General features: G+C 36.3%; 21 protein-coding genes. 13 read left to right on the forward strand and 8 right to left on the reverse strand.

Annotated features, from left to right (window positions below):
• Positions 1-2 precede the first annotated feature (2 nt).
• From SJY23_RS13415 to purB, 6 genes are all read left to right on the forward strand, one after another.
• Complete coding sequence (locus SJY23_RS13415; protein WP_035336696.1) at positions 3-944, forward strand: hypothetical protein; 942 nt, start codon at positions 3-5, stop codon at positions 942-944.
• Complete coding sequence (locus SJY23_RS13420; protein WP_396596736.1) at positions 937-1,743, forward strand: DUF4129 domain-containing protein; 807 nt, start codon at positions 937-939, stop codon at positions 1,741-1,743. Before SJY23_RS13415 ends, SJY23_RS13420 begins: the two co-directional genes overlap by 8 nt.
• A complete protein-coding gene (locus SJY23_RS13425) occupies positions 1,740-2,957 on the forward strand; it encodes a DUF4350 domain-containing protein (RefSeq protein WP_396596737.1) in 1,218 nt (405 codons plus the stop codon). The genes SJY23_RS13420 and SJY23_RS13425 overlap by 4 nt, the downstream gene beginning before the upstream one ends.
• Positions 2,957-4,024, forward strand: coding sequence for an AAA family ATPase (locus tag SJY23_RS13430; RefSeq protein WP_396596738.1), 1,068 nt, complete (start codon positions 2,957-2,959; stop codon positions 4,022-4,024). The genes SJY23_RS13425 and SJY23_RS13430 overlap by 1 nt, the downstream gene beginning before the upstream one ends.
• A gap of 8 nt (positions 4,025-4,032) precedes the next feature.
• A complete protein-coding gene (locus SJY23_RS13435) occupies positions 4,033-5,367 on the forward strand; it encodes a DUF58 domain-containing protein (RefSeq protein WP_396598126.1) in 1,335 nt (444 codons plus the stop codon).
• Positions 5,368-5,444: 77 nt separating this feature from the next.
• Positions 5,445-6,788, forward strand: coding sequence for an adenylosuccinate lyase (purB, locus tag SJY23_RS13440; RefSeq protein WP_035336693.1), 1,344 nt, complete (start codon positions 5,445-5,447; stop codon positions 6,786-6,788).
• A gap of 89 nt (positions 6,789-6,877) precedes the next feature.
• Here purB and SJY23_RS13445 read toward each other — a convergent pair whose 3' ends face one another.
• From SJY23_RS13445 to SJY23_RS13460, 4 genes are all read right to left on the reverse strand, one after another.
• Complete coding sequence (locus SJY23_RS13445; protein WP_396596739.1) at positions 6,878-8,224, reverse strand: GntP family permease; 1,347 nt, start codon at positions 8,222-8,224, stop codon at positions 6,878-6,880.
• A gap of 4 nt (positions 8,225-8,228) precedes the next feature.
• On the reverse strand, positions 8,229-8,729 hold the full coding sequence (locus SJY23_RS13450; RefSeq protein ID WP_396596740.1) for a gluconokinase: 501 nt from the start codon (positions 8,727-8,729) through the stop codon (positions 8,229-8,231).
• Positions 8,730-8,889: 160 nt separating this feature from the next.
• The gene (locus tag SJY23_RS13455; RefSeq protein WP_396596741.1) at positions 8,890-9,384 is read right to left on the reverse strand and encodes a hypothetical protein; all 495 of its coding nucleotides are present in this window, start codon (positions 9,382-9,384) and stop codon (positions 8,890-8,892) included.
• Between the two features lie 262 nt (positions 9,385-9,646).
• A complete protein-coding gene (locus SJY23_RS13460; RefSeq protein ID WP_396596742.1) occupies positions 9,647-11,002 on the reverse strand; it encodes an NAD-dependent succinate-semialdehyde dehydrogenase in 1,356 nt (451 codons plus the stop codon).
• Positions 11,003-11,164: 162 nt separating this feature from the next.
• On the opposite strand from SJY23_RS13460, the gene SJY23_RS13465 reads away from it, so the two are divergent.
• Genes SJY23_RS13465 through SJY23_RS13475 form a run of 3 tightly spaced genes read left to right on the forward strand, consistent with a single transcriptional unit; the run spans position 11,165 to position 12,873 of the window.
• On the forward strand, positions 11,165-12,064 hold the full coding sequence (locus SJY23_RS13465) for a mechanosensitive ion channel family protein (RefSeq protein ID WP_035336687.1): 900 nt from the start codon (positions 11,165-11,167) through the stop codon (positions 12,062-12,064).
• Between the two features lie 27 nt (positions 12,065-12,091).
• Positions 12,092-12,397, forward strand: coding sequence for a ribosome hibernation-promoting factor, HPF/YfiA family (gene hpf, locus SJY23_RS13470; protein ID WP_035336685.1), 306 nt, complete (start codon positions 12,092-12,094; stop codon positions 12,395-12,397).
• Positions 12,398-12,408: 11 nt separating this feature from the next.
• Positions 12,409-12,873: an arsenate reductase family protein gene (locus tag SJY23_RS13475; protein ID WP_396596743.1), complete on the forward strand. Its 465-nt coding sequence runs from the start codon at positions 12,409-12,411 to the stop codon at positions 12,871-12,873.
• Positions 12,874-12,949: 76 nt separating this feature from the next.
• Here SJY23_RS13475 and SJY23_RS13480 read toward each other — a convergent pair whose 3' ends face one another.
• Complete coding sequence (locus tag SJY23_RS13480) at positions 12,950-13,546, reverse strand: nitroreductase family protein (RefSeq protein WP_396596744.1); 597 nt, start codon at positions 13,544-13,546, stop codon at positions 12,950-12,952.
• Between the two features lie 274 nt (positions 13,547-13,820).
• On the opposite strand from SJY23_RS13480, the gene SJY23_RS13485 reads away from it, so the two are divergent.
• Together SJY23_RS13485 and SJY23_RS13490 are read left to right on the forward strand one after the other, a co-directional pair.
• Entirely contained in the window at positions 13,821-15,116 is a 1,296-nt protein-coding gene (locus SJY23_RS13485; protein ID WP_396596745.1) for an OmpA family protein, read from the forward strand.
• Positions 15,117-15,256: 140 nt separating this feature from the next.
• Complete coding sequence (locus tag SJY23_RS13490) at positions 15,257-15,676, forward strand: glyoxalase (RefSeq protein WP_396596746.1); 420 nt, start codon at positions 15,257-15,259, stop codon at positions 15,674-15,676.
• Positions 15,677-15,839: 163 nt separating this feature from the next.
• On the opposite strand, the gene SJY23_RS13495 is transcribed toward SJY23_RS13490, so the two are convergent.
• From SJY23_RS13495 to SJY23_RS13505, 3 genes are all read right to left on the reverse strand, one after another.
• Positions 15,840-16,523 carry a DUF2461 domain-containing protein gene (locus tag SJY23_RS13495; protein WP_396598127.1) on the reverse strand — a complete coding sequence of 228 codons (684 nt, stop codon included), beginning with the start codon at positions 16,521-16,523 and terminating at the stop codon, positions 15,840-15,842.
• A 148-nt stretch (positions 16,524-16,671) separates the two neighbouring features.
• Complete coding sequence (locus SJY23_RS13500) at positions 16,672-17,220, reverse strand: type 1 glutamine amidotransferase domain-containing protein (protein ID WP_396596747.1); 549 nt, start codon at positions 17,218-17,220, stop codon at positions 16,672-16,674.
• 141 nt (positions 17,221-17,361) lie between these two features.
• Positions 17,362-18,141 carry a tRNA pseudouridine(38-40) synthase TruA gene (locus SJY23_RS13505; protein ID WP_035336679.1) on the reverse strand — a complete coding sequence of 260 codons (780 nt, stop codon included), beginning with the start codon at positions 18,139-18,141 and terminating at the stop codon, positions 17,362-17,364.
• 90 nt (positions 18,142-18,231) lie between these two features.
• On the opposite strand from SJY23_RS13505, the gene SJY23_RS13510 reads away from it, so the two are divergent.
• A complete protein-coding gene (locus tag SJY23_RS13510) occupies positions 18,232-18,666 on the forward strand; it encodes a hypothetical protein (RefSeq protein WP_396596748.1) in 435 nt (144 codons plus the stop codon).
• A gap of 89 nt (positions 18,667-18,755) precedes the next feature.
• Positions 18,756-19,559: a DUF1853 family protein gene (locus tag SJY23_RS13515; RefSeq protein ID WP_396596749.1), complete on the forward strand. Its 804-nt coding sequence runs from the start codon at positions 18,756-18,758 to the stop codon at positions 19,557-19,559.
• Positions 19,560-19,672 lie beyond the last annotated feature (113 nt).

A 19,672-nucleotide genomic window follows, 5' to 3' on the forward strand; every position in this document is an offset into this window, starting at 1 on the left:
TAATGACCTTAACTAAACTAGTGGAATTTAGAAAACAGCGTGAACTTGGCCAGATCATAAGTGATACATTCACCTTTTTACGCCGTAATGCAAAACCACTTCTCAAAGTACTTGTTCGCACTTGTGCTATACCGTTCATACTTCTCATTGTTGCTGTAGGGTTCTACACGAACGCGACGGCGGGAGCAAATTTCTTAACAAGTTTTGGTGACGGATCAGATATGAGTAGCTTCTTCATCTCTGTTGCATGCCTTGCCATTGTAGGTATAATTTACAATTCAATGCTTTACGGAAGCGTTTCTGAATATATTAAAGCTTACATCGCTGGAGGTGACGTTCCAGACACTACTGCAGTGGTAGATACCATTAAATCCAAGACTGGCACTTTTTTAGGATTGGGTTTTACAAACTTATTAATTGTGCTAGTAGTAGCGTTAGTTCCAGTTGTATTAGGTGGCGCCATATTTTCAACCGGATCAGAAACCATAGGCGTCTTAGTTGTTGTACTAGCCATCTTTCCTTTGCTTTATGTTTATGTCAAGCTTAGTGTCATCTTTCCTGCTATTATAGACAAGAATCTTAGCATAAAAGAAAGTATTAAAGAAAGTGCAAACTTAATTAAAGGCGAGTGGTGGATGACTTTTATAACGATAATCATCCTTGGGTTTTTAATTGGGGTAATTGGCTTTGTTTTTCAAGTTCCAGTACTTATTTATACGCTTATCAAGACCATAAGTAGTGTACAATCTGGCTCAATGGGTGATCCAGCAGCACTTTTTGACAATGTATACCTAGTATTACAGGTCCTAGCCTCTGCAATGAACTATATCTTATACACCATACTCGCCATCTCCGTAAACTTCATTTACTTCAACCTTAACGAGCGTAAAAATCAGACGGGAAGTCTTGATCAAATAAACAATATAGGTAGCAATAATGCATAAAGTATTGCTGCTATGTATGCTCTTTTTGTGTTCGCTTTGCGCGAAAGCTACCGCTATACAACAAACTCAGGAAGAAACTACAGCAGAGGAAATCGTTGAAGAGGAAGTAATCTATCCCGAAAACACCTATCACGATCCTCGTGGTATTGTCACTTATGACAACGAAAAACTAACACCGCTACCCATCACTGAAAATAGTCTTGATAAATATAAACAAGACGACGACTTCAATTATAAAGAAGCCACTCCAGAAGATACTTTGTGGTCACGTTTTAAAAGAAAAATTAACGATCTATATAACGCGTTCATACGCTGGCTCACTGGTGGCAACGAGGCTACGGGTTTTTGGGCAGTTATAGTAGAGCTACTACCCTACATACTCATCGTAGCTTTACTAGTGTTCTTTGTATGGCTATTTATGAAAATAGATAGCGGTTCCTTATTAATGGAAAAAATAAAAGCTCCTGAGACCTTACTATCAGATGATGAAGAACTGATACAGCGACAAGATTTAGACCAACTCATTGAGCAGGCAATTGCTGCTGGTAATTATAGACTAGCTGTGCGTTTTTATTATCTACGTATACTTCAGAAAATGAGTGAACAAGATCTTATAGACTGGCAAGTACAAAAGACAAATCATGACTATTTATTTGAAATAGAAGACCTTAGTTTAAGAAGCCAGTTCAGAAAAGTGACAGATATTTACGACTATATCTGGTATGGAAATTTTGAGGTCGATGAGACCGCTTTCGCGAAAGCAAAAACCTCTTTCACCCAAATAAATAATCAGCTATGAGCAATAAGTTTAAAGTAATTGCTGGTGTGCTGCTACTTGCTCTTGCACTCGTTATTTATATGGAGTCAAGTACTAAGGAAGATATAAACTGGTATCCTAGTTATACAAAGACAGATAAAATCCCCTACGGAACGTATGTGTTACATGACCTACTAGAAAATAACTGGCAAGAGGATAAGTTTAAGGAAGTGCGCATACCTCCTTATGAGTTTATGTCAGATAGTACGGATGCGCGTGGTACATATTTGTTTGTAAATGATTACATCCTTTTTAGTGAAGATGAATCACTCAAACTTTTATCATGGGTAAGTGAGGGTAACACGCTATTTATTGCAGCGAGAGGCATTGGAGAGACTATACTAGATACCTTGTCGCTAGAAACTGATCTCTATTATGATTATGATAATTTTGAGCGCAAGCCACTTGTAAATCTTGTAAACCCAAGCTTACGTAGAGAAACTCCATATTATCATGACGTTGAGACTACCGCTGGCTTTTTTGAAGAGGTAGATACCACAAATACGGTTGCCTTAGGAGAATTTGGCCTTATGGTTAATAAAGACACCATAACTGTAGCAGAACCTAGAATAAATTTTGTTAAACAAGATTTTGGCAAAGGTGAGATTGTCATCCATCTAATGCCTGAGACGTTTACAAACTATTTTATACTGAGAGAGGATAATTATACATACACAAAAAATGTACTCTACTATCTAGATCAAGATGATGTGCTCTACTGGGATAATCACTATAAGAATGGTAAAACTATTTATACAAGTCCGTTGTATATATTCTTTCAAAATAGATATTTGAAGTGGGCTTATTACATCTTGCTCATAGGTGCCTTTTTATGGGTAGTATTTGAAGGAAGACGCAAGCAGCGAGCCATCCCAATTATAAAACCACTACCTAACCAGACGCTCACATTTACAAAGACTATTGCGGGAATGTATCTTGACAAGAAAGATCACAAGAGTATTGTGAGCCATCAAATAAGTCATTTTCTAGAGTTCATACGCAGTAATTATGCTCTTGACACAAATGTGATTAATGAAGGTTTTATCAATAAGCTAGCCTCTAAAAGTGACAATACACTAGAACAAACTAAATCACTGATTAATTATATGGTGGCTTTAAGAGCTAAGCAAATTATAAGTCAGGAAGAATTATTAGAACTTAATAAACGCATAGAAGCATTTAAAAATCAAAAATAATGGACGATATCACACCACAAGATCCAGAAAATACAACAGATGGAATCACTAATGCTACTCCTACTCCATCGCAAGATGTAAATCAAACAGATGAAGGAATCGCGTTTACTAACAGGATTCCATTAGAAGAGCTACGCAATGCCGCCGAAGCAATACGGGAAGAGCTTGGTAAAATTATAATTGGGCAACACGAATTTATAGAGCTCCTCATTGTGGCTTTACTTTCTGACGGTCACGTACTCATCGAGGGAGTTCCTGGTATCGCAAAGACAGTAACTGCAAAATTATTTGCAAGAACGCTTGACACGCAGTTTGGACGTATACAGTTTACACCAGACTTGATGCCAAGTGACGTATTAGGAACTTCGATTCTCAATATGAAAACTAGCGAATTTGAATTCAAGAAAGGTCCTATATTTTCAAACATTGTTCTTATAGATGAGATTAACCGTGCACCAGCTAAAACACAAGCTGCACTTTTTGAATCTATGGAAGAGCGCCAGATTACTATAGATGGTACAAAGTATACTATGGAACCTCCTTTTATGGTGCTTGCAACTCAAAACCCAGTAGAGCAAGAAGGTACATATGCACTACCAGAGGCACAACTAGACCGTTTTCTATTTAAAATCAAAGTAGATTACCCTACGCTAGAACAAGAAGTTGCTATACTGCAGAACCATCATGACCGTAAAGGTGGTGCCCCACAAAAAGGTATTGAGGCCGTACTTAATCCTGTAAAACTAGCAGATTTTAGAAAGCAAACGCAAGAAGTACTTATAGAAGAGAAAATTTTAAACTACGTTGCAGAGATTGTTGTAAAATCTAGAACGCACCCACATTTATACCTTGGAGGATCTCCTCGTGCCTCACTAGCAATTATGAATGCTTCAAAAGCATTTGCTGCCATTGCAGGTAGAGATTTTGTGATTCCAGAAGATGTAAAACGTGCGGTTATACCAGTAATGCGTCACCGCCTTATACTCGCTCCAGAGCGTGAAATGGAAGGAATGACCACAGAGCAAGTCATCGACATGATTGTTCAATCTGTAGAAATACCACGTTAAGAGTGGCTATTATAAAATTTATAAAAGGTTTTTTTGTTCACCAGCGTTTATTCTATGCGCTGGCATTTATAGGTGTGCTTTATTTAATTTCCTATTGGTTTAATAGCCTTTTTGGAATTACTAATATCTTACTACTAGTACTGGTACTCGCATTTTTTGTGGATGCATTAGTCCTTTTTCGCGCAAGCGGAAAAATAAAAGGCGCAAGAGAGCTTCCAGAAAAATTCTCAAACAGTGATGCAAACGAGCTTCCTGTAGTTCTTGAGAATAAATACCCATTTGCAGTTACGCTTGATATTATAGATGAAATACCAGAGCAGTTTCAAAAACGTGATTTTAGTAAAGTAATTGAGATCCCAGCACGAGAAACAAGGTCATTTGTATATTCCTTGCGTCCTACAGAGCGCGGTGAGTACACCTTTGGGCATCTCAATGTGTACGTGAGCACAAAGCTAAAACTTGTAAAACGTCGCTACCGCTTTGAGAAAGATCAGATGGTAAAGGTGTATCCATCCTTTATCCAGATGAAAAAGTATGCATTTCTTGCCCTAGACAATAGACTTACTATGCACGGCATGAAAAAAATACGCCGCCTGGGACACACGATGGAGTTTGAGCAAATTAAAGACTACGTCCCTGGTGATGATGCACGTACCATTAACTGGAAAGCAACGGCAAAGCGTGCGAGCCTTATGGTAAATCAGTTTCAAGATGAGAAGTCGCAACCTGTATATGCGCTCATAGATGCTAGTCGTGTGATGAAGATGCCTTTTAAAGGCCTGACGCTATTAGATTATGCGATTAACAGTACGCTTGCATTTTCAAATATTGCTTTAAAGAAAAAAGACAAAGTTGGGATGCTCACTTTTGCAGAGACTATTAAAAACCACCTTCCTGCGAGTAGTAAGAAAACACACTTACAGACCATTTTAGAGGTGCTTTACAATATTGACACTAAGTTTTTAGACAATGATTATGGTGCGTTATACAACCAAGTAAAACGTAAAATCACACAGCGCAGCTTACTACTATTGTACACAAATTTTGAGCACATAACTGCGCTTGAAAGACAGCTACCTTATTTAAAAGCGCTTTCGCGAAAACATGTCTTGGTAGTTATCTTTTTCCAAAACACGGAACTCGATCAGCTTATTGCAACACCTGCCGAAACACTTCCAGAGGTGTATCATAAAACGATTGCCCAAAAAGCAGATCTTGATAAAAAAGTAATGGTTGCACGACTTGAACAATACGGTATTCAAACCATATTAACTAAGCCAGATGACCTCACGGTAAGTACTATTAATAAATATCTAGAAATTAAAGCAAGAGGCCTATTATAATCTGTCGATTTTTGCATTAGAATTCGGATAGACGAAGTCTTCTATATATATTTGTCCCTTAACTAAAATCACAACAAATGTCGTTGTCACCACTTCAAGCCATCTCACCTATTGATGGTCGTTATGCTTCAAAAACAGAAACTTTAGCTCCTTTCTTTTCTGAAGCCGCACTTATCAAATACAGAGTAAAAGTAGAAGTAGAATATTTTATCGCTCTATGTGAGTTACCACTCCCACAACTTGAGGATGTAGATAAAAGTGTTTTTACCGCTTTGCGCGAAATTTACCAAGACTTCACTACAGAAGATGCGCAGGCAATAAAAGACATTGAGAAAGTAACAAACCACGATGTAAAAGCGGTAGAATACTTTATCAAAGAAAAATTTGACGCACTCGATCTTGCATCATATAAAGAGTTTATCCACTTTGGATTAACGTCTCAAGATATTAATAATACTGCGATCCCGATGTCTCTTAAAGACGCGATGAATCAAGTATATATTCCAGAACTATTGGAGGTTGTAGATCACCTTAAACAACTTGTAGATGAGTGGGCAAACGTTCCTTTACTAGCTCGTACACATGGACAACCAGCTTCTCCTACTCGACTAGGAAAAGAGATTGAGGTTTTTGTGGTTCGTATAGAGGAGCAACTTAATCTATTAAATGATATTCCTAGTGCTGCAAAATTTGGTGGTGCTACAGGAAACTTCAACGCACATAAAGTAGCATATCCATCTATAGACTGGAGAGCATTTGGTAAATCATTTGTACATGACACGCTTAAAATGCACCACTCCTTCCCTACTACACAAATAGAGCACTATGATCACATGGCGGCATTATTTGATGGACTTAAACGTATTAATACCATTTTAATTGATCTTGATCGTGATTTCTGGACCTATGTGTCTATGGATTACTTCAAGCAGAAAATTAAAGCTGGAGAAGTAGGTTCTAGTGCAATGCCACATAAAGTGAACCCAATTGACTTTGAAAACAGTGAAGGAAACTTAGGTATTGCAAACGCTATTTTTGAGCATCTTTCTGCAAAGCTACCTATCTCAAGACTACAAAGAGATCTTACGGATAGTACGGTATTAAGAAACATAGGTGTTCCCTTAGGACATACATTAATAGGATTACGTTCTACCGTAAAAGGATTGAACAAGCTATTAATAAACGAAGAAAAAATCGCTGCCGACTTAGAGAATAACTGGGCTGTAGTAGCAGAGGCTATCCAGACTATTTTAAGAAGAGAGGGATATCCTAATCCTTACGAAGCACTTAAGGCACTTACGAGAGTGAACAGTAAGATTACAAAAAAGTCTATGGCTGAGTTTGTAGATACACTTGAGGTAAGCGCTGCTATTAAAAAGGAATTGAAAGCAATCACTCCTCAAAATTATACGGGGATATAGTAGTACGCTTTCGCGAAAGCGTTTTAAAATTACAAAAGGGATAAGCATTGTGCTTATCCCTTTTTTTTGATGTATCAGGAAAATCTCAACTATACTATAAACCAAAGTATTGTAGAGACAATAAGTCCTACAATTGCGATAAGGGAGGTCATGACTGTCCATGACTTAAATGTTTCTTTCTCTGTGAGACCTAGGTATTGCTTTACAAGCCAGAAGCCACTGTCATTTACATGAGAAAATATACTTGCTCCTGAAGCTATTGCAATCACAAGCACTGCTCGCTGTGGCGCGCTAGTTTCCGTTAGTCCTAACAACGGAGCTGTTATTCCAGCAGCTGTAATCATAGCAACCGTTGCGCTACCTTGTAACACTCTTACAATAGCTGCAACGAGAAAACCAAAAACCACAGGAGGAAAGAAGTCGCCACTTAAACTCTCGGCAATCATTGTTCCTGCACCGGTGTCAATTAGTATTTGTTTAAAAGCCCCACCGGCACCGGTTAATAAAATAATAACTCCAGCTGGATATAGAGATTTGGTAGAAAAATCAAGAAGTTCATCCTTAGTAAATCCTTTTCTAATCCCTAAGAAGTACCAAGCAACTACATTTGCAATGATAAGCGCTACAAATGGATGACCAAGTAAATCTGCTCCAAAAATGAGCCAACTAGGTAAAGCTCCTTCCTCAAATAGCGGACTGTTAAGTACGGTATTACAAACGATTAAGAAAATAGGGATTGCGATTATTAGAAGAATAGTTCCGGCACTTGGTGCATTTACTGGTACTTCCATTTCGGTCACCATATCTTCAGGCGATGTGATATGCATCCTTTTTGATAAATATCTTGCAAGTAATGGCCCAGCAATAACTGCAGCAGGTAAACCGGCTAAAAAGCCAAATATTATGACATAGCCAAGATCGGCTCCTAAAATTTCGGCCACAGCAATAGGTCCTGGTGTGGGTGGTATAAAGGTATGTGTGATTGCAAGTCCTGCAAGCAGCGGGATAGCATAAAGAAGTAGGGACTTTCCCGTTTTCTTCTGTAAGGCATAAACAATAGGTATTAAAATGATAAATGCTACATCAAAAAATACGGGAATGGCGACAAAAAATCCCGTGAGCATGATTGCCCAAGGAGATTTATCTATTCCAAATTTCTTAAGTAGGGATTCTGCTAGTCGCTGTGCTCCACCTGATCGTTCTAAAATAGCGCCAAATAACGCTCCCAGCCCAACTACCGTGGCTACAAAACCTAAGGTTCCCCCCATTCCGTTCTTTACAGAATCCAGTATAGATTTCGGCTCCATGCCAGCAATTACGCCCACTACAATACAAGTAATAAGCAAACCTAGAAACGCCTGAATTTTGAGCCTAAGGATTAAAAGAAGTAAGACCGAAATCCCAGCAATTACTGCTAGTAGTAGTTGATAATCCATAAACCTATTGTTCTATAATTTGTTGTATTCTTTTTATGATGTCTTCTTTTGCTAAAGTAGCTGCCACATGAATACCATATTGTGGTACTTCTAGTGTATCAAACTGAGACTGTAATAACGAAGGGTTAAAAAAATGATTCTTCCTAGAAGCAAGCCGTTTACTCAGTGCTTCAAAGTTTGCATCAAGATAGATAAAGTTTTGTTTTGCTTTTTCAAAAGCAGATTGAGAAAATAGGCGTTCCCTATAAATCTCCTTGAGTGCTGAGCAAGCAAGAACCGCTCCTTGATCACTTGACCACTGCTGTATCTCTCCAGCCAGACTGTCGAGCCACGGCCATCTATCCTCATCTTGTAAGGGTATGCCAGATGCCATTTTATCTACACTAACTTGGGGATGAAAATCATCTGCATCATAAAAAGGAACTCGTAATTGCTTAGATAACATCTTACCAATGGTGCTTTTTCCGCAACCGGAAACGCCCATAACTATGTATACATTCTTCATTAACATACTGTATTTACTCAATCGTCCATGTGATAAAGGACAAACATCATTCTTTAGAAGTGTTTTAATGAACACAGCATCTCTTGTATTGATTGTGTTACTTTAAAACTTTCATAAGTTTAGCTAATATAAGGTTACTGTGAAACTTAGAGTTGAAATATCATTTATTGGTGAGTAGTATTTTAATTAGCTCATCCATAAAGACACCAAGAATTGATAATATAAATTTCTTAGAGGATAGAAAATGAAGTATTTTTTCTAATATAGATTTATCATCTTGCTTCGTATTGTTATTATTTTGACCAATTGAAAAATCAGAACCATGAATTACCTGATTTACATTATTGTAGTAATGGTTACTGACACTATTTGTCTGTTTAGGGGATTGTAAATACTTTTTCCCTTTAGCATTTATCTTTGCTAAACATGCTTCTCTCACGAAATCGCCTCCATCTCCAAAAGATATATGACATCCTCCATCAAAATATATGAATCCTTCCTTTGCTAAATTTTGTAGCTTAATTTTTAAGAGGTTTTTATCCTCAATAAAATTGGACATATCTAAATAAGTACCACTATCAGAATTGTTCAAAAATGATAATACTTTATACTCTAAAGAGTTTACACAAATTTCAAAATCTTTTTTTGGCTTCATATACTATTTTTATAAATATTTCATGAGTTGAGCAGCTTGCATTTCACCGTTAAAGCACACCTTGCTAAACTCTTATATCTATATAATAGATTTAGTTTCCTTTTGTCAACTTTAAAACAAAGAAATATATAAACTCATCCATAAAACCTTTAAAACGTTCATGTATCTATACAATTCATTGTACATTATTTAAAATAAAATAGCCGATTCATAAAATTATGAATCGGCTATTTATGTTTTACGCTTTCGCGAAAGCGGGTTATTATTTAATATATACCGTCTTTTTATTTACAAACTCTTGAATACCATCTATGGAGAGTTCGCGACCGTATCCCGAAATTTTTGTACCTCCAAAAGGAAGGTTAGGGTTACTCTTGACCATATCATTTACAAATACAGCACCATCTTCAAACTGCGGTATTAAGGTCTCCATGCGTTCTTCACTCTCTGTAAAAATAGATACGCCTAAACCAAAATCAGATTGATTTACTAGATTCAACGCTTCTTCGTCAGTTTTAAATGCGGTGACTCCTATTACAGGCCCAAAGGTTTCTTCTTTAAATATTGTCATCTCTGGTGTCACTCCTGTAACTATCGTTGGCTCAAAATAAGCCTTCTGTCTGTGCCCACCTATTAATATTTTTGCTCCTTCGGCAATTGATTTATTTAGTTGGTCTTCTAACTCTTCGGCAAGGTCTTCGCGAGCCATTACTCCTATATAGGTATCTTCATCCATAGGGTCACCAGATTTTAATTCTGTCACCGCTTTCGCGAAAGCATCTAAAAACTTGTCTTTAATACCTTCATGGATGATGAGTCTCTTACCAGCGATACAGCTCTGCCCTGTATTTTGAAAACGCGCTTGTACACACGTTTGTACCGTCTCCTCAAAATTGCAATCGTCAAAAACTACGAGTGCATTACTACCTCCAAGCTCAAGGACAGATTTTTTAATTTCGCTTGCTGCTGTACTAGCTACTGCTGCTCCTGCTGGCTTACTACCAGTAAGTGTTATTGCCTTAATACGAGAATCTCGAACGATATTTTCTATACGCTCACTGCCTACGGCCATGTTTTGAAAACACCCCTTAGGAAGTCCTGCACGTTCAAACACTTTTTGAATATTTTCTGCACTTTGCATAACATTACTCGCGTGCTTTAACACACCTATATTACCTGCCATAAGAGCTGGAGCAATGAATCTAAAGACTTGCCAGAATGGGTAATTCCACGGCATTACGGCAAGTACAACACCTATAGGTTCGTATCTCACATAACTTTTTGAAGCATCTGTTTTTATCTCTTTAGGTGCTAGTTGTGATGGTGCATTTTCTGCATAATATTCACATACCCAAGCACACTTTTCTACTTCGGCAATGGCTTGTGTAATGGGCTTACCCATTTCCTTAGTCATTGTTTCTGCATATTCTCGAGCATTCTTTCTTAATTCCTTTGCCACATTGTTAAGATGTTCCGAACGCTCTGCAAAAGTGGTATTACGCCAAGAAAGAAAGGTTTGTTGTGCATTTTCAATTTTATCGTCTATCTCTTTTAAGTTAAGGGCTTTTATTTTGGCTATTTCTGTTCCGTCATACGGATTTGTAGATACTATATTCATAGGTCATTTTTTTATAAAGTTACTCCGTGCAGATTGTTTAAGGATAAAGGTTAAGAGCATTTTAACTTGTGGGGACTAAAAGGTCTTAACAAAATGTGAATTGATAAGGTTTTAAGAATAAATGCAGCTAAGAGCAGTATTTTTAGGTAACCAATCAAAATTATGCCCTTACAAAGTACAAAAACAACCATTACAGAAGCATTTCAAAATTCTGTGAGCGACTTTATAGATCAACTCCCCCAGATTGCGATGGGTATTCTTATTGTGGTTTTAGGAGTTTTAATAGCTGGATGGATAGGACGATTTGCTAGAAAAAGAATTTCTGCTAGAACAGAAGATCCTTTGATGAGTAAGTTTTTAGGAACAGCCATAAGATACACCTTTATAATAATCGCAATAATGCTTGCGCTTAGAGCTGCAGGTCTAGGAGGTATAGCAGCCGGAATACTTACAGCAGCAGGAGCTAGTGCCGTTGTCTTGGGATTTGCTTTTAAAGATATTGGCGAAAATTTTATTGCTGGAATTATTCTCGCTTTTAATAGACCCTTTGATGTTGACGATACTGTTGAAATAGGTTCAAATTTCGGTAAAGTAAAAACCCTTGATCTCAGGTACACAAAGTTAAAAACCTTTGACGGTAAAGATGTTTACATTCCCAATAGTGATGTGCTCACCGAACCTGTAACAAATTACACAGAGGACGGCTTTTTCAGATGGGATTTTATTATAGGAATAGCTTATGAAGATAATATAGAGGGAGCAAAAGAGACAGTACTAGAAGCATTAGCCAAAGAATCTAGCGTTATTAACGACGATATACATGAAAACTTTGTTATTGAAGATGAGCTTGCAACAAGTACTGTAAACTTAAAAGTTTTCTTTTGGGTAGATACTAAGGACTTTAGAAAACAAGCACTAATTACAAAAGGAAATGTGGTGCGTAATGTAAAAGAAGCATTAGAAGATGCTGGATATTATATGCCGGCAGATATACAAGAAATTAAACTCTATGGCGGTGCGAAAGAATTTCCACTTAGCCTTCGTCAGTTTTCTGACAAATAATAATTATCATAAATAAAAATCAATACTATGGAAGTAATATTTGAATACCACGATGTAACTGCAAGTGCAGAATTAGAAGCTTTCGCGAAAGCGGAATTAAAAAAATTAGGAGATAAATATCAATTTGCTCACAGAGCAGATGTTTTCTTCAAAACCGAAAACACTTCAAGTGATGAAACTGGAAAAATAGCGGGAGTACAAATAAGTATGCCTGGTCCAAGGCTATTTGCCGAACATAGCTCAGACGATTTTTATCCTTCGTTAAAAGAAGCGATAAATGAAGTAGACCGCCAACTAAGAAAAAAGAAGGAAAAAATGCAGTCTCACCACTAATATAAATCACTATGCCAACTGATATGACACTAGCAACAGACAATAACGAATTAATAGTAATCTACTCTTCTGAATCAAGTATTGGAAAACAAACCCTTGTTTATGCAAAAAGTAGCGATGCAAAATTAAATTTAATCAACATCTCAGATGCAGGACTTACGGGAACGCAGTGGAGTGAAGTGGCAGATTTACTAGGAGTGAGTATAAATGAACTCGTTTCTAAAGATCATCCTGAGGTTGATAATTTTGTAAAAGATGCAACTATGAGTGATGATCACTGGATTAAATTTATACAGAATAATCCAAATGCGATACAGAACCCTATACTTATACAAGGGACAAGAGCAAAGCAGATTACAACACCATCACAAGCAATGCAATTTATAGAAGTAGACTCTGCTGGTCTTGAAAAACACAATGTAGGCGAAAGCCCTGAGATTTCTTCAAATACTGATAACGAGCATCAAGTTGATTAATTGAATTTGCAGTAAATAAAAAAGAGCCGCATATTAAATTATGTGGCTCTTTTAGTTATGGGAACAATTTTAAAAATTATTCACCTTTAAAAGTATCTTCATTAAAGTTTCCATTAAAAGTGAAAGACTTCTGGTTTTTTCTAGAACGCGTTTTTGTCTCCTCTCCTTGTAAATCTTCTGGAAGTTTTTCAATATCCCCTCCATAATATCCTACAGCAATACCAGTTGCAATATGATAATCATCTGGCACATTAAATTCAGACATTGCTTTTTTGTAATCCACACCAGCCATTTGATGTAATGCAATACCCATATGTTCGGCTTGCGCAGAAACATTACCCATAAAAAGTCCTAAATCATGTAAAGCATGAAAACTCTCTTTACCGTCATCGTTAGTTTTTTTATAACCTCCTAAAAATAATGCTTGAGCATTATTTGCCCAAGATTGATTAAACTCATCAAGACAATTAAAAATACGGTCAAAAGCAGGTGTTCCTTTAATACCCCAAATAATTAACCAAGGTTGTAAATTATTAGAACTCGCAGCCCATCTACCAGCCTCAAACATTGTGCGCAATTCTTCTTCGCTTATCTTGTCATTAGTAAAAACCCTTGGACTCCATCTACTTGCTAAAATGGGAAGTATTTCAAATTCGGTATTTGCTTTTTTCATAATTCTTTTTTTACAAAAATATTTTTATGAGCCGACATAGCTCAGATATTTAATAATAATTAACAAAAATCAAAATTAAATTTAGTCTCTATCAATAATTATGGGTTTCATTACAAATAATGCAAAAAAAAGCGGATTATTTTATCACAATGGGCCAAATATATACTTTGTGTTAAGTTTGTGATAATAAGCAGTTAATAATTGCCAAATCCCTTGACTAGGTTATAAATATTCCTATTTTTGCAGCTTGAATATTTCAAACAAATACTTTATTATGAAAAAAATTTCACTTGCTATAGTTGCCCTTGTTGGAATGCAATTAGCATCAAATGCACAAGAAACACTTGATACTCCTACAAACGACTTTAATAAGTGGTCTGTAGAGCTTACTGGTGGTGTAAACAAACCTGTAAGACCATTGTCTTCTGGAGCTTTCTCTAACACTCCATCTCTTTACACTGTTACTGGTGGTGCGAGATACATGTTCAATGAAAAGTTTGGACTTAAAGGAGGTGTTGCTTACAACAGCTTTAAGAATGATGATGAAAGCCGCGAATTTGATACTGCACTTTACAACTTCTCTTTAGAAGGTGTTGTAAATGCTGGTAACATTCTTGGTTTCAGAGAATGGACAGATACTTTCAATGTACTTGTACATGGTGGTATGGGATATTCTGCACTAACGACTGACGCTCCTGCTGTTGAAAGAGATTTCGGTGATGCAGACCAAATGTTAAGCTTCATGGTTGGTGTAACTCCACAGGTTAAGCTTTCAAACAGAATCGCACTTGTAGCAGATCTTACTGCTGTAGGAAATGTACGTCAAGACTTAACATTCAACGGTACTCCAGCTGGAGGAACGAGAGGATTTGATGGTTTTTATGTAAACGCAACTGCTGGTATTAACATTTACTTAGGTAAAGCAGAGAAGCATGCAGATTTCTATTCTAGTGCAAATACTACAAAAGAAGAACTTGCAGACTTACAAAACCGTCTCACTAAAGTAGAAACAGATCTTATCGATACTGATCAAGATGGTGTTGCAGATTACTTAGATCGTGAGCCAAATACTGTTTCTGGTGTTGCTGTAAATACTAAAGGTATTGCTGTAGATAAAAACGCAAACGGAGTTCCTGATGAATTAGAATCTTCTTTAGATGCACGTTATGCTAAGAAAGGTGAAATGAACACAACACAGCCAGAAATCAAAAGTGGTGGTGATGTAATCAGAAAACTTATTGACGATGGATATGTAAACGTATACTTCCAATTTAATAGCACTAAGCCAGAAACTTACAGCTTAGAGTCTATTAACTACCTTATCAAGTACATGAATGAAAATTCAAATGTATCTGCTCAATTAGTTGGATATGCTGATGAGATTGGAAATTCATCTTCTAACCAAGGTCTTTCTGAAAGAAGAGCTCAAAAAGTAAAAGATATTATGGTAGCTGCAGGTATTTCTGCTAGCCGTCTTACTGCAACTGGAAACGGTGAAGATGCATCAGTAGATAAAAACTCTGCTCCTGCTCGTCAGTTAGTACGTAGAGTTACTTTTAAACTTAACTAGTCGAAAGATTACTTTAAGTGTTAATTGCAGAGCCTCCGATTTATCGGGGGCTTTGCTCGTTAATAATATGTTGAGAAGTTATAAGATAACAATTGTTAACCCACCTATCATTCCTTAACTTTAGATAAAAACAAAGCGTTATGAATGATAGACCAAACGATATTAAAAGGATCAGACCGGAAATACCTAAGGCACAAGTACATGACCAAATGAGTGATGAAGAGCGTTTTCAGAACGCTACGCTTAGACCCATTGTAAAACTTCAAAATCCGCTGCTAATCGAAGTTTTTAAGTCATATATAGTAAAGAGAAAGAATGTCTTTCATAATTTAAGTCTAGAAAAACGACTATCTTATATTGAGAATGCGGTTAATAAGGATATGAAATTCCGCAATAGTGTAAGGGGTATGATTGTAGGTCACTTTACTGTAGACGAGTATATGCAATATAAAAGCGATTCGTCTGCCTACAATAAACGTATTGCAAACTTAATAAGGGAGCGTCTTATTAGTCAAGTACAACTCTTTGATATACCTAAAGAAATAGCAGATACCATATAATTATGCAAATACCAACTGATGTACCAAAACCACAAAATAATAGCCCAATAGATCCCTCATCGCCTATTGAGCTTTTTATTTTTATAATTTTACCTATTCTATTAATTATAGTCTACTTCGTAAATAGAAGAAGAGTCAAAAATAAGAATAAACAGAAATAAATCTAAAGTAATGACTCCCCGTTGAGATCAGTTGTCAATACATCACTCATATAATCAAAAAAAGGTCGCAGTAGTCTGAAGTGATTTAAAGCAATCTTCGTAAAATCTGGAGAGGTGATTTCTTTGTCTGTAAAATTCTTCCTAACTACAAAGTTTTTAAGTCTTATGAGATCAATATTGGGATCATTTACGTCAAAGCCCCTAGGTGCTGTCTTAACCGCATTCCGTGTCTCAAATGAGCCACCAAACGCTTTCGCGAAAGCGGTATCTGAGAGTATCTCACGTATCTCACTAGCATCTAGATGAAATTCTGTGCGTATGCGCTTTAAATCTGCTGGTTCTGGATTAAAAAAGCCGCCAGCTATTGCAGATTTATTACCGGGCTCAATTCTCAGATAATACCCACCACGACGGTGTGCTCCAGCCCTACTAAAGCTTGCTGAGCGATGCACGTTGTAAGGTGTTTTATCATTACTAAACCTTACATCCCTATTGATACGAAACACTTTGAGTTTTTCAATTTCGTCAGTTTCATTAAGTCCATTCACTATAGATGCATAAACCTGCTTTAAGGCTTTCTCACTAGCTTGGTACTCTTTCTTATGCTCTGTCATCCACTCACGCGAATTATTCTCACGTAATGATTTAAGAAAAGATAAAGTAGATTTAGGTATCGAAGAAGTCATATGTTCATTTTGCTGAGTTACTAAATTAGCCATCAATTTATAGAGTTGCAATACTGTATGAAGGAAAGAGTAAATTGTCTAAAATAATTGCATTAAAAAACCATCATAATAAAATGATGGTTTTTAAAATTATCTATATTAGATTAAATTATGCATGTTGTAAATCGTGCTTTCCTTCTTTGATTTCCTCAATTAACTTATCATTAAATGCTGGTAAATCATCTGGATTTCTACTTGTTACTAAGGCCTCATCTACTACGACTTCTTTATCTACCCATAGTGCTCCTGCATTTTGCAAGTCTGTTTTTATACTGTTAAACGACGTCATCGTTCTTCCTTTTGCTACATCTGCCTCAATTAGCAATTGCGGTGCGTGGCATATTGCTGCTACTGGCTTACTTTGTTTAAAAAAGTCTCTTATAAAAATGAGCGCATCATCATTACGTCTTAACTTATCAGGATTAATTACTCCTCCTGGTAACATTAATGCATTATAATCCTTTGCACTTACATTATCTAATGTATCTGTTACATCGTAAGAATTAGACCAATTTCCATCAGCCCATCCTTTTATAGTTCCAGATTTCTCACTTATAATATCTACGGTAAATCCTTCGGCTTTCATAGCCTCCATAGGTGATTTTAACTCACTTTCTTCAAATCCGTCTGTTGCTAATATTGCTACTCTCTTATTCATAATCTTTCTATCTTTTGGTTATACAATTAATTATGATACAAAGATACTAGGAGGCCTGAGCTAGCTTCGTTAATGAGATGATAAGAAAAATAGTGTTGTGGTTAAACCTTTATTAATGTGAAGGATCTTTTGTTAAGATTGTTAAATCTGAACATTTTGAAGCATCAAACCGCTGGCTTGAGCAATTCTAGTCAATTTAATGTCATTGCCAGCGTCCAAGGTTTTCTTGAAAAAATCTAAATCTGCTTTGCCCTCTCCTATATCAAACAGCATACCCATCATCAACCTTATTTGATGCCTTTTAAAACCTTTACCGCTTACGCGAAAGGCAAAGCTTTCCTTAGGAAAGAAATTTGCTGTATATAGTTCGTTTGGCTCTATTACAGAAGAAGATATAGTACCTATCGTCTTAGTCTCCGGATTGGGCTTATAAGCATAAGATCTAAAATCATGTTCACCTTCAAATAATCTAGCAGCCTCTTGCATTAAGTTAATATCTAAAGAACCAGCGATATTAATCATATATGGTGCAGCAAATGGATGATTCTTTTCTCCGTAAGAAAAGAGATAGACGTACTCTTTAGATAAAGGAGCATCCATTACATTAAATTTTTTATCTACTTGAGTTATCTCAAGGCATCTTATATCTTGAGGTAAATTATCATTAAGAAGTGTGAGAAATCCCTCCTCAGGGAGCGGACTGTCATTTAAAAATAACTCAACGTATGCAACATTTGCAGAGACTTTTGCATCTGTTCTACCTGATGCTAGAAGTTTGAAGTTTTTACGGTCTAATACGTATGAAAAAGTACGTTCCATCATACGCTCTACAGTGAGAACATCTGGCTGTTTCTGCCAGCCATGATAACGAAATCCTAAATATTGAATCTTAAGAAGGTAATAAAAGCGCTTGTCAAACATTCTTCAAAAGTAATTGCCTTACATCAATTAAAGTTTGATAATTAAAAAATAATTGTAAATTAAAACACAAATATCTCAAAACCAATCTCTATGACAACCTCACAAAAACCTTCTACACTATTTTGGATTATTGCCATTGTACTACTCCTATGGAATCTTATGGGAGCAAGTGCTTTTATAGTAGACACCTTCTTTACAGATACTCTTGCTGGCACTTATAATGAAGAACAAATGAACGCCATTAACGCAACACCCATTTGGTCAAAAGTATTATATGGTATCTCAACTATAGGCGGTCTAGTAGCCGCTATACTATTAATTACTCGTAAAACAAGTGCTATAAAAGTATATGCAATATCACTTATTGCAATAATTATACACACAGTTTACAATATAGGATTTGCTGATGCCATGGAACTTTTTGGCGTTGGAGAAGGCCTAATTTTTCCACTTGTCATTATTGTACTTGCGATTTTTGAATACTGGTGGAGTCGTTATAGCGCATCAAGAGGATGGCTCAAGTAAGCCTCACATCACTTCATTTAAAGAGCTATCCCATTTAATGCGATAGCTCTTTTTGTTTGTTATGGATGCATAATCTGTATTTTTAACTTATGAAACATATCAAAGGTTTTCTGGCTACGCTTCCTCTTTGGGCAAAATCGCAATTTGGACTTACTCAATTTGAAATGCCTACTATTGATCTGTCAAATTTTGTCTCACAACCCATTGCTGCTAGGCTTAGATTAGGGCATCAAATAGAACATATTTTCAAACAACTTCTTGATCACTCAGAGCGCTATACTCTTCTAGCACATAATATTCAGATTAAAAAAGACAAGATTACACTAGGTAAACTAGATTTTATAGTTTCAGATCGCTTTCGCGAAAGCATAAAAATACACATCGAGCTTACTTATAAATTTTATCTAATAGATCCTACAATAGAAGTGCCCACACACAGACTTATAGGTCCTAATAGAAAAGATATGTTTTACGCCAAAATGGAAAAGACAAGAGACCAGCAACTACCTCTTATATTTACTCCAGAAGGACGCACTACCCTATCAACATTAGGTATCAATCCTGAAAATTTAGAGCAACAAACCTATTTTTTAGCTCAACTTTTTAAACCCTATGCACAGCAATCGCCTTCCATAGGACCACTTAATAAGGACTGCATAGTCGGGTATTGGATAAGACTAAATGATTTTAATAAATCTCATTTTAAGGAGCTATCTTTTTACATCACATTAAAAAGCGAGTGGCTTCATGAGCCGCATTTAGAAAGACCATTTGTAAAGCACGAAATTGCTCTTGCTCAAATAAACGAGAAGCATCGCGATAGAAGAGCTCCTATGATATGGGTTAAAAAAACAGATGGATTTTTAGAAAAATGTTTTGTGGTTTGGTGGTAAAAACACTAATACTTAAGTTTAAAGAGCTATTGCAATGTGATTAATGCATATTGCCTTTAAAAATTGTACAACTGCTGAATGATAGTTGCATTTCTATTTTTTGAAATTTCTAA

This window comes from Dokdonia sp. R86516 (genome assembly GCF_044596715.1).
Taxonomy (GTDB): Bacteria; Bacteroidota; Bacteroidia; order Flavobacteriales; family Flavobacteriaceae; genus Dokdonia.

What these genes read in the sequence shown, in the direction of transcription:
- SJY23_RS13415 (WP_035336696.1), top strand. Translation starts at nt 3, where the DNA reads ATGACCTTAACTAAACTAGTGGAATTTAGAAAACAGCGTGAACTTGGC.
- SJY23_RS13420 (WP_396596736.1), top strand. Translation starts at nt 937, where the DNA reads ATGCATAAAGTATTGCTGCTATGTATGCTCTTTTTGTGTTCGCTTTGC.
- SJY23_RS13425 (WP_396596737.1), top strand. Translation starts at nt 1,740, where the DNA reads ATGAGCAATAAGTTTAAAGTAATTGCTGGTGTGCTGCTACTTGCTCTT.
- SJY23_RS13430 (WP_396596738.1), top strand. Translation starts at nt 2,957, where the DNA reads ATGGACGATATCACACCACAAGATCCAGAAAATACAACAGATGGAATC.
- purB (WP_035336693.1), top strand. Translation starts at nt 5,445, where the DNA reads ATGTCGTTGTCACCACTTCAAGCCATCTCACCTATTGATGGTCGTTAT.
- SJY23_RS13445 (WP_396596739.1), bottom strand. Translation starts at nt 8,224, where the DNA reads ATGGATTATCAACTACTACTAGCAGTAATTGCTGGGATTTCGGTCTTA.
- SJY23_RS13450 (WP_396596740.1), bottom strand. Translation starts at nt 8,729, where the DNA reads ATGAAGAATGTATACATAGTTATGGGCGTTTCCGGTTGCGGAAAAAGC.
- SJY23_RS13455 (WP_396596741.1), bottom strand. Translation starts at nt 9,384, where the DNA reads ATGAAGCCAAAAAAAGATTTTGAAATTTGTGTAAACTCTTTAGAGTAT.
- SJY23_RS13460 (WP_396596742.1), bottom strand. Translation starts at nt 11,002, where the DNA reads ATGAATATAGTATCTACAAATCCGTATGACGGAACAGAAATAGCCAAA.
- SJY23_RS13465 (WP_035336687.1), top strand. Translation starts at nt 11,165, where the DNA reads ATGCCCTTACAAAGTACAAAAACAACCATTACAGAAGCATTTCAAAAT.
- hpf (WP_035336685.1), top strand. Translation starts at nt 12,092, where the DNA reads ATGGAAGTAATATTTGAATACCACGATGTAACTGCAAGTGCAGAATTA.
- SJY23_RS13475 (WP_396596743.1), top strand. Translation starts at nt 12,409, where the DNA reads ATGCCAACTGATATGACACTAGCAACAGACAATAACGAATTAATAGTA.
- SJY23_RS13480 (WP_396596744.1), bottom strand. Translation starts at nt 13,546, where the DNA reads ATGAAAAAAGCAAATACCGAATTTGAAATACTTCCCATTTTAGCAAGT.
- SJY23_RS13485 (WP_396596745.1), top strand. Translation starts at nt 13,821, where the DNA reads ATGAAAAAAATTTCACTTGCTATAGTTGCCCTTGTTGGAATGCAATTA.
- SJY23_RS13490 (WP_396596746.1), top strand. Translation starts at nt 15,257, where the DNA reads ATGAATGATAGACCAAACGATATTAAAAGGATCAGACCGGAAATACCT.
- SJY23_RS13495 (WP_396598127.1), bottom strand. Translation starts at nt 16,523, where the DNA reads ATGACTTCTTCGATACCTAAATCTACTTTATCTTTTCTTAAATCATTA.
- SJY23_RS13500 (WP_396596747.1), bottom strand. Translation starts at nt 17,220, where the DNA reads ATGAATAAGAGAGTAGCAATATTAGCAACAGACGGATTTGAAGAAAGT.
- SJY23_RS13505 (WP_035336679.1), bottom strand. Translation starts at nt 18,141, where the DNA reads ATGTTTGACAAGCGCTTTTATTACCTTCTTAAGATTCAATATTTAGGA.
- SJY23_RS13510 (WP_396596748.1), top strand. Translation starts at nt 18,232, where the DNA reads ATGACAACCTCACAAAAACCTTCTACACTATTTTGGATTATTGCCATT.
- SJY23_RS13515 (WP_396596749.1), top strand. Translation starts at nt 18,756, where the DNA reads ATGAAACATATCAAAGGTTTTCTGGCTACGCTTCCTCTTTGGGCAAAA.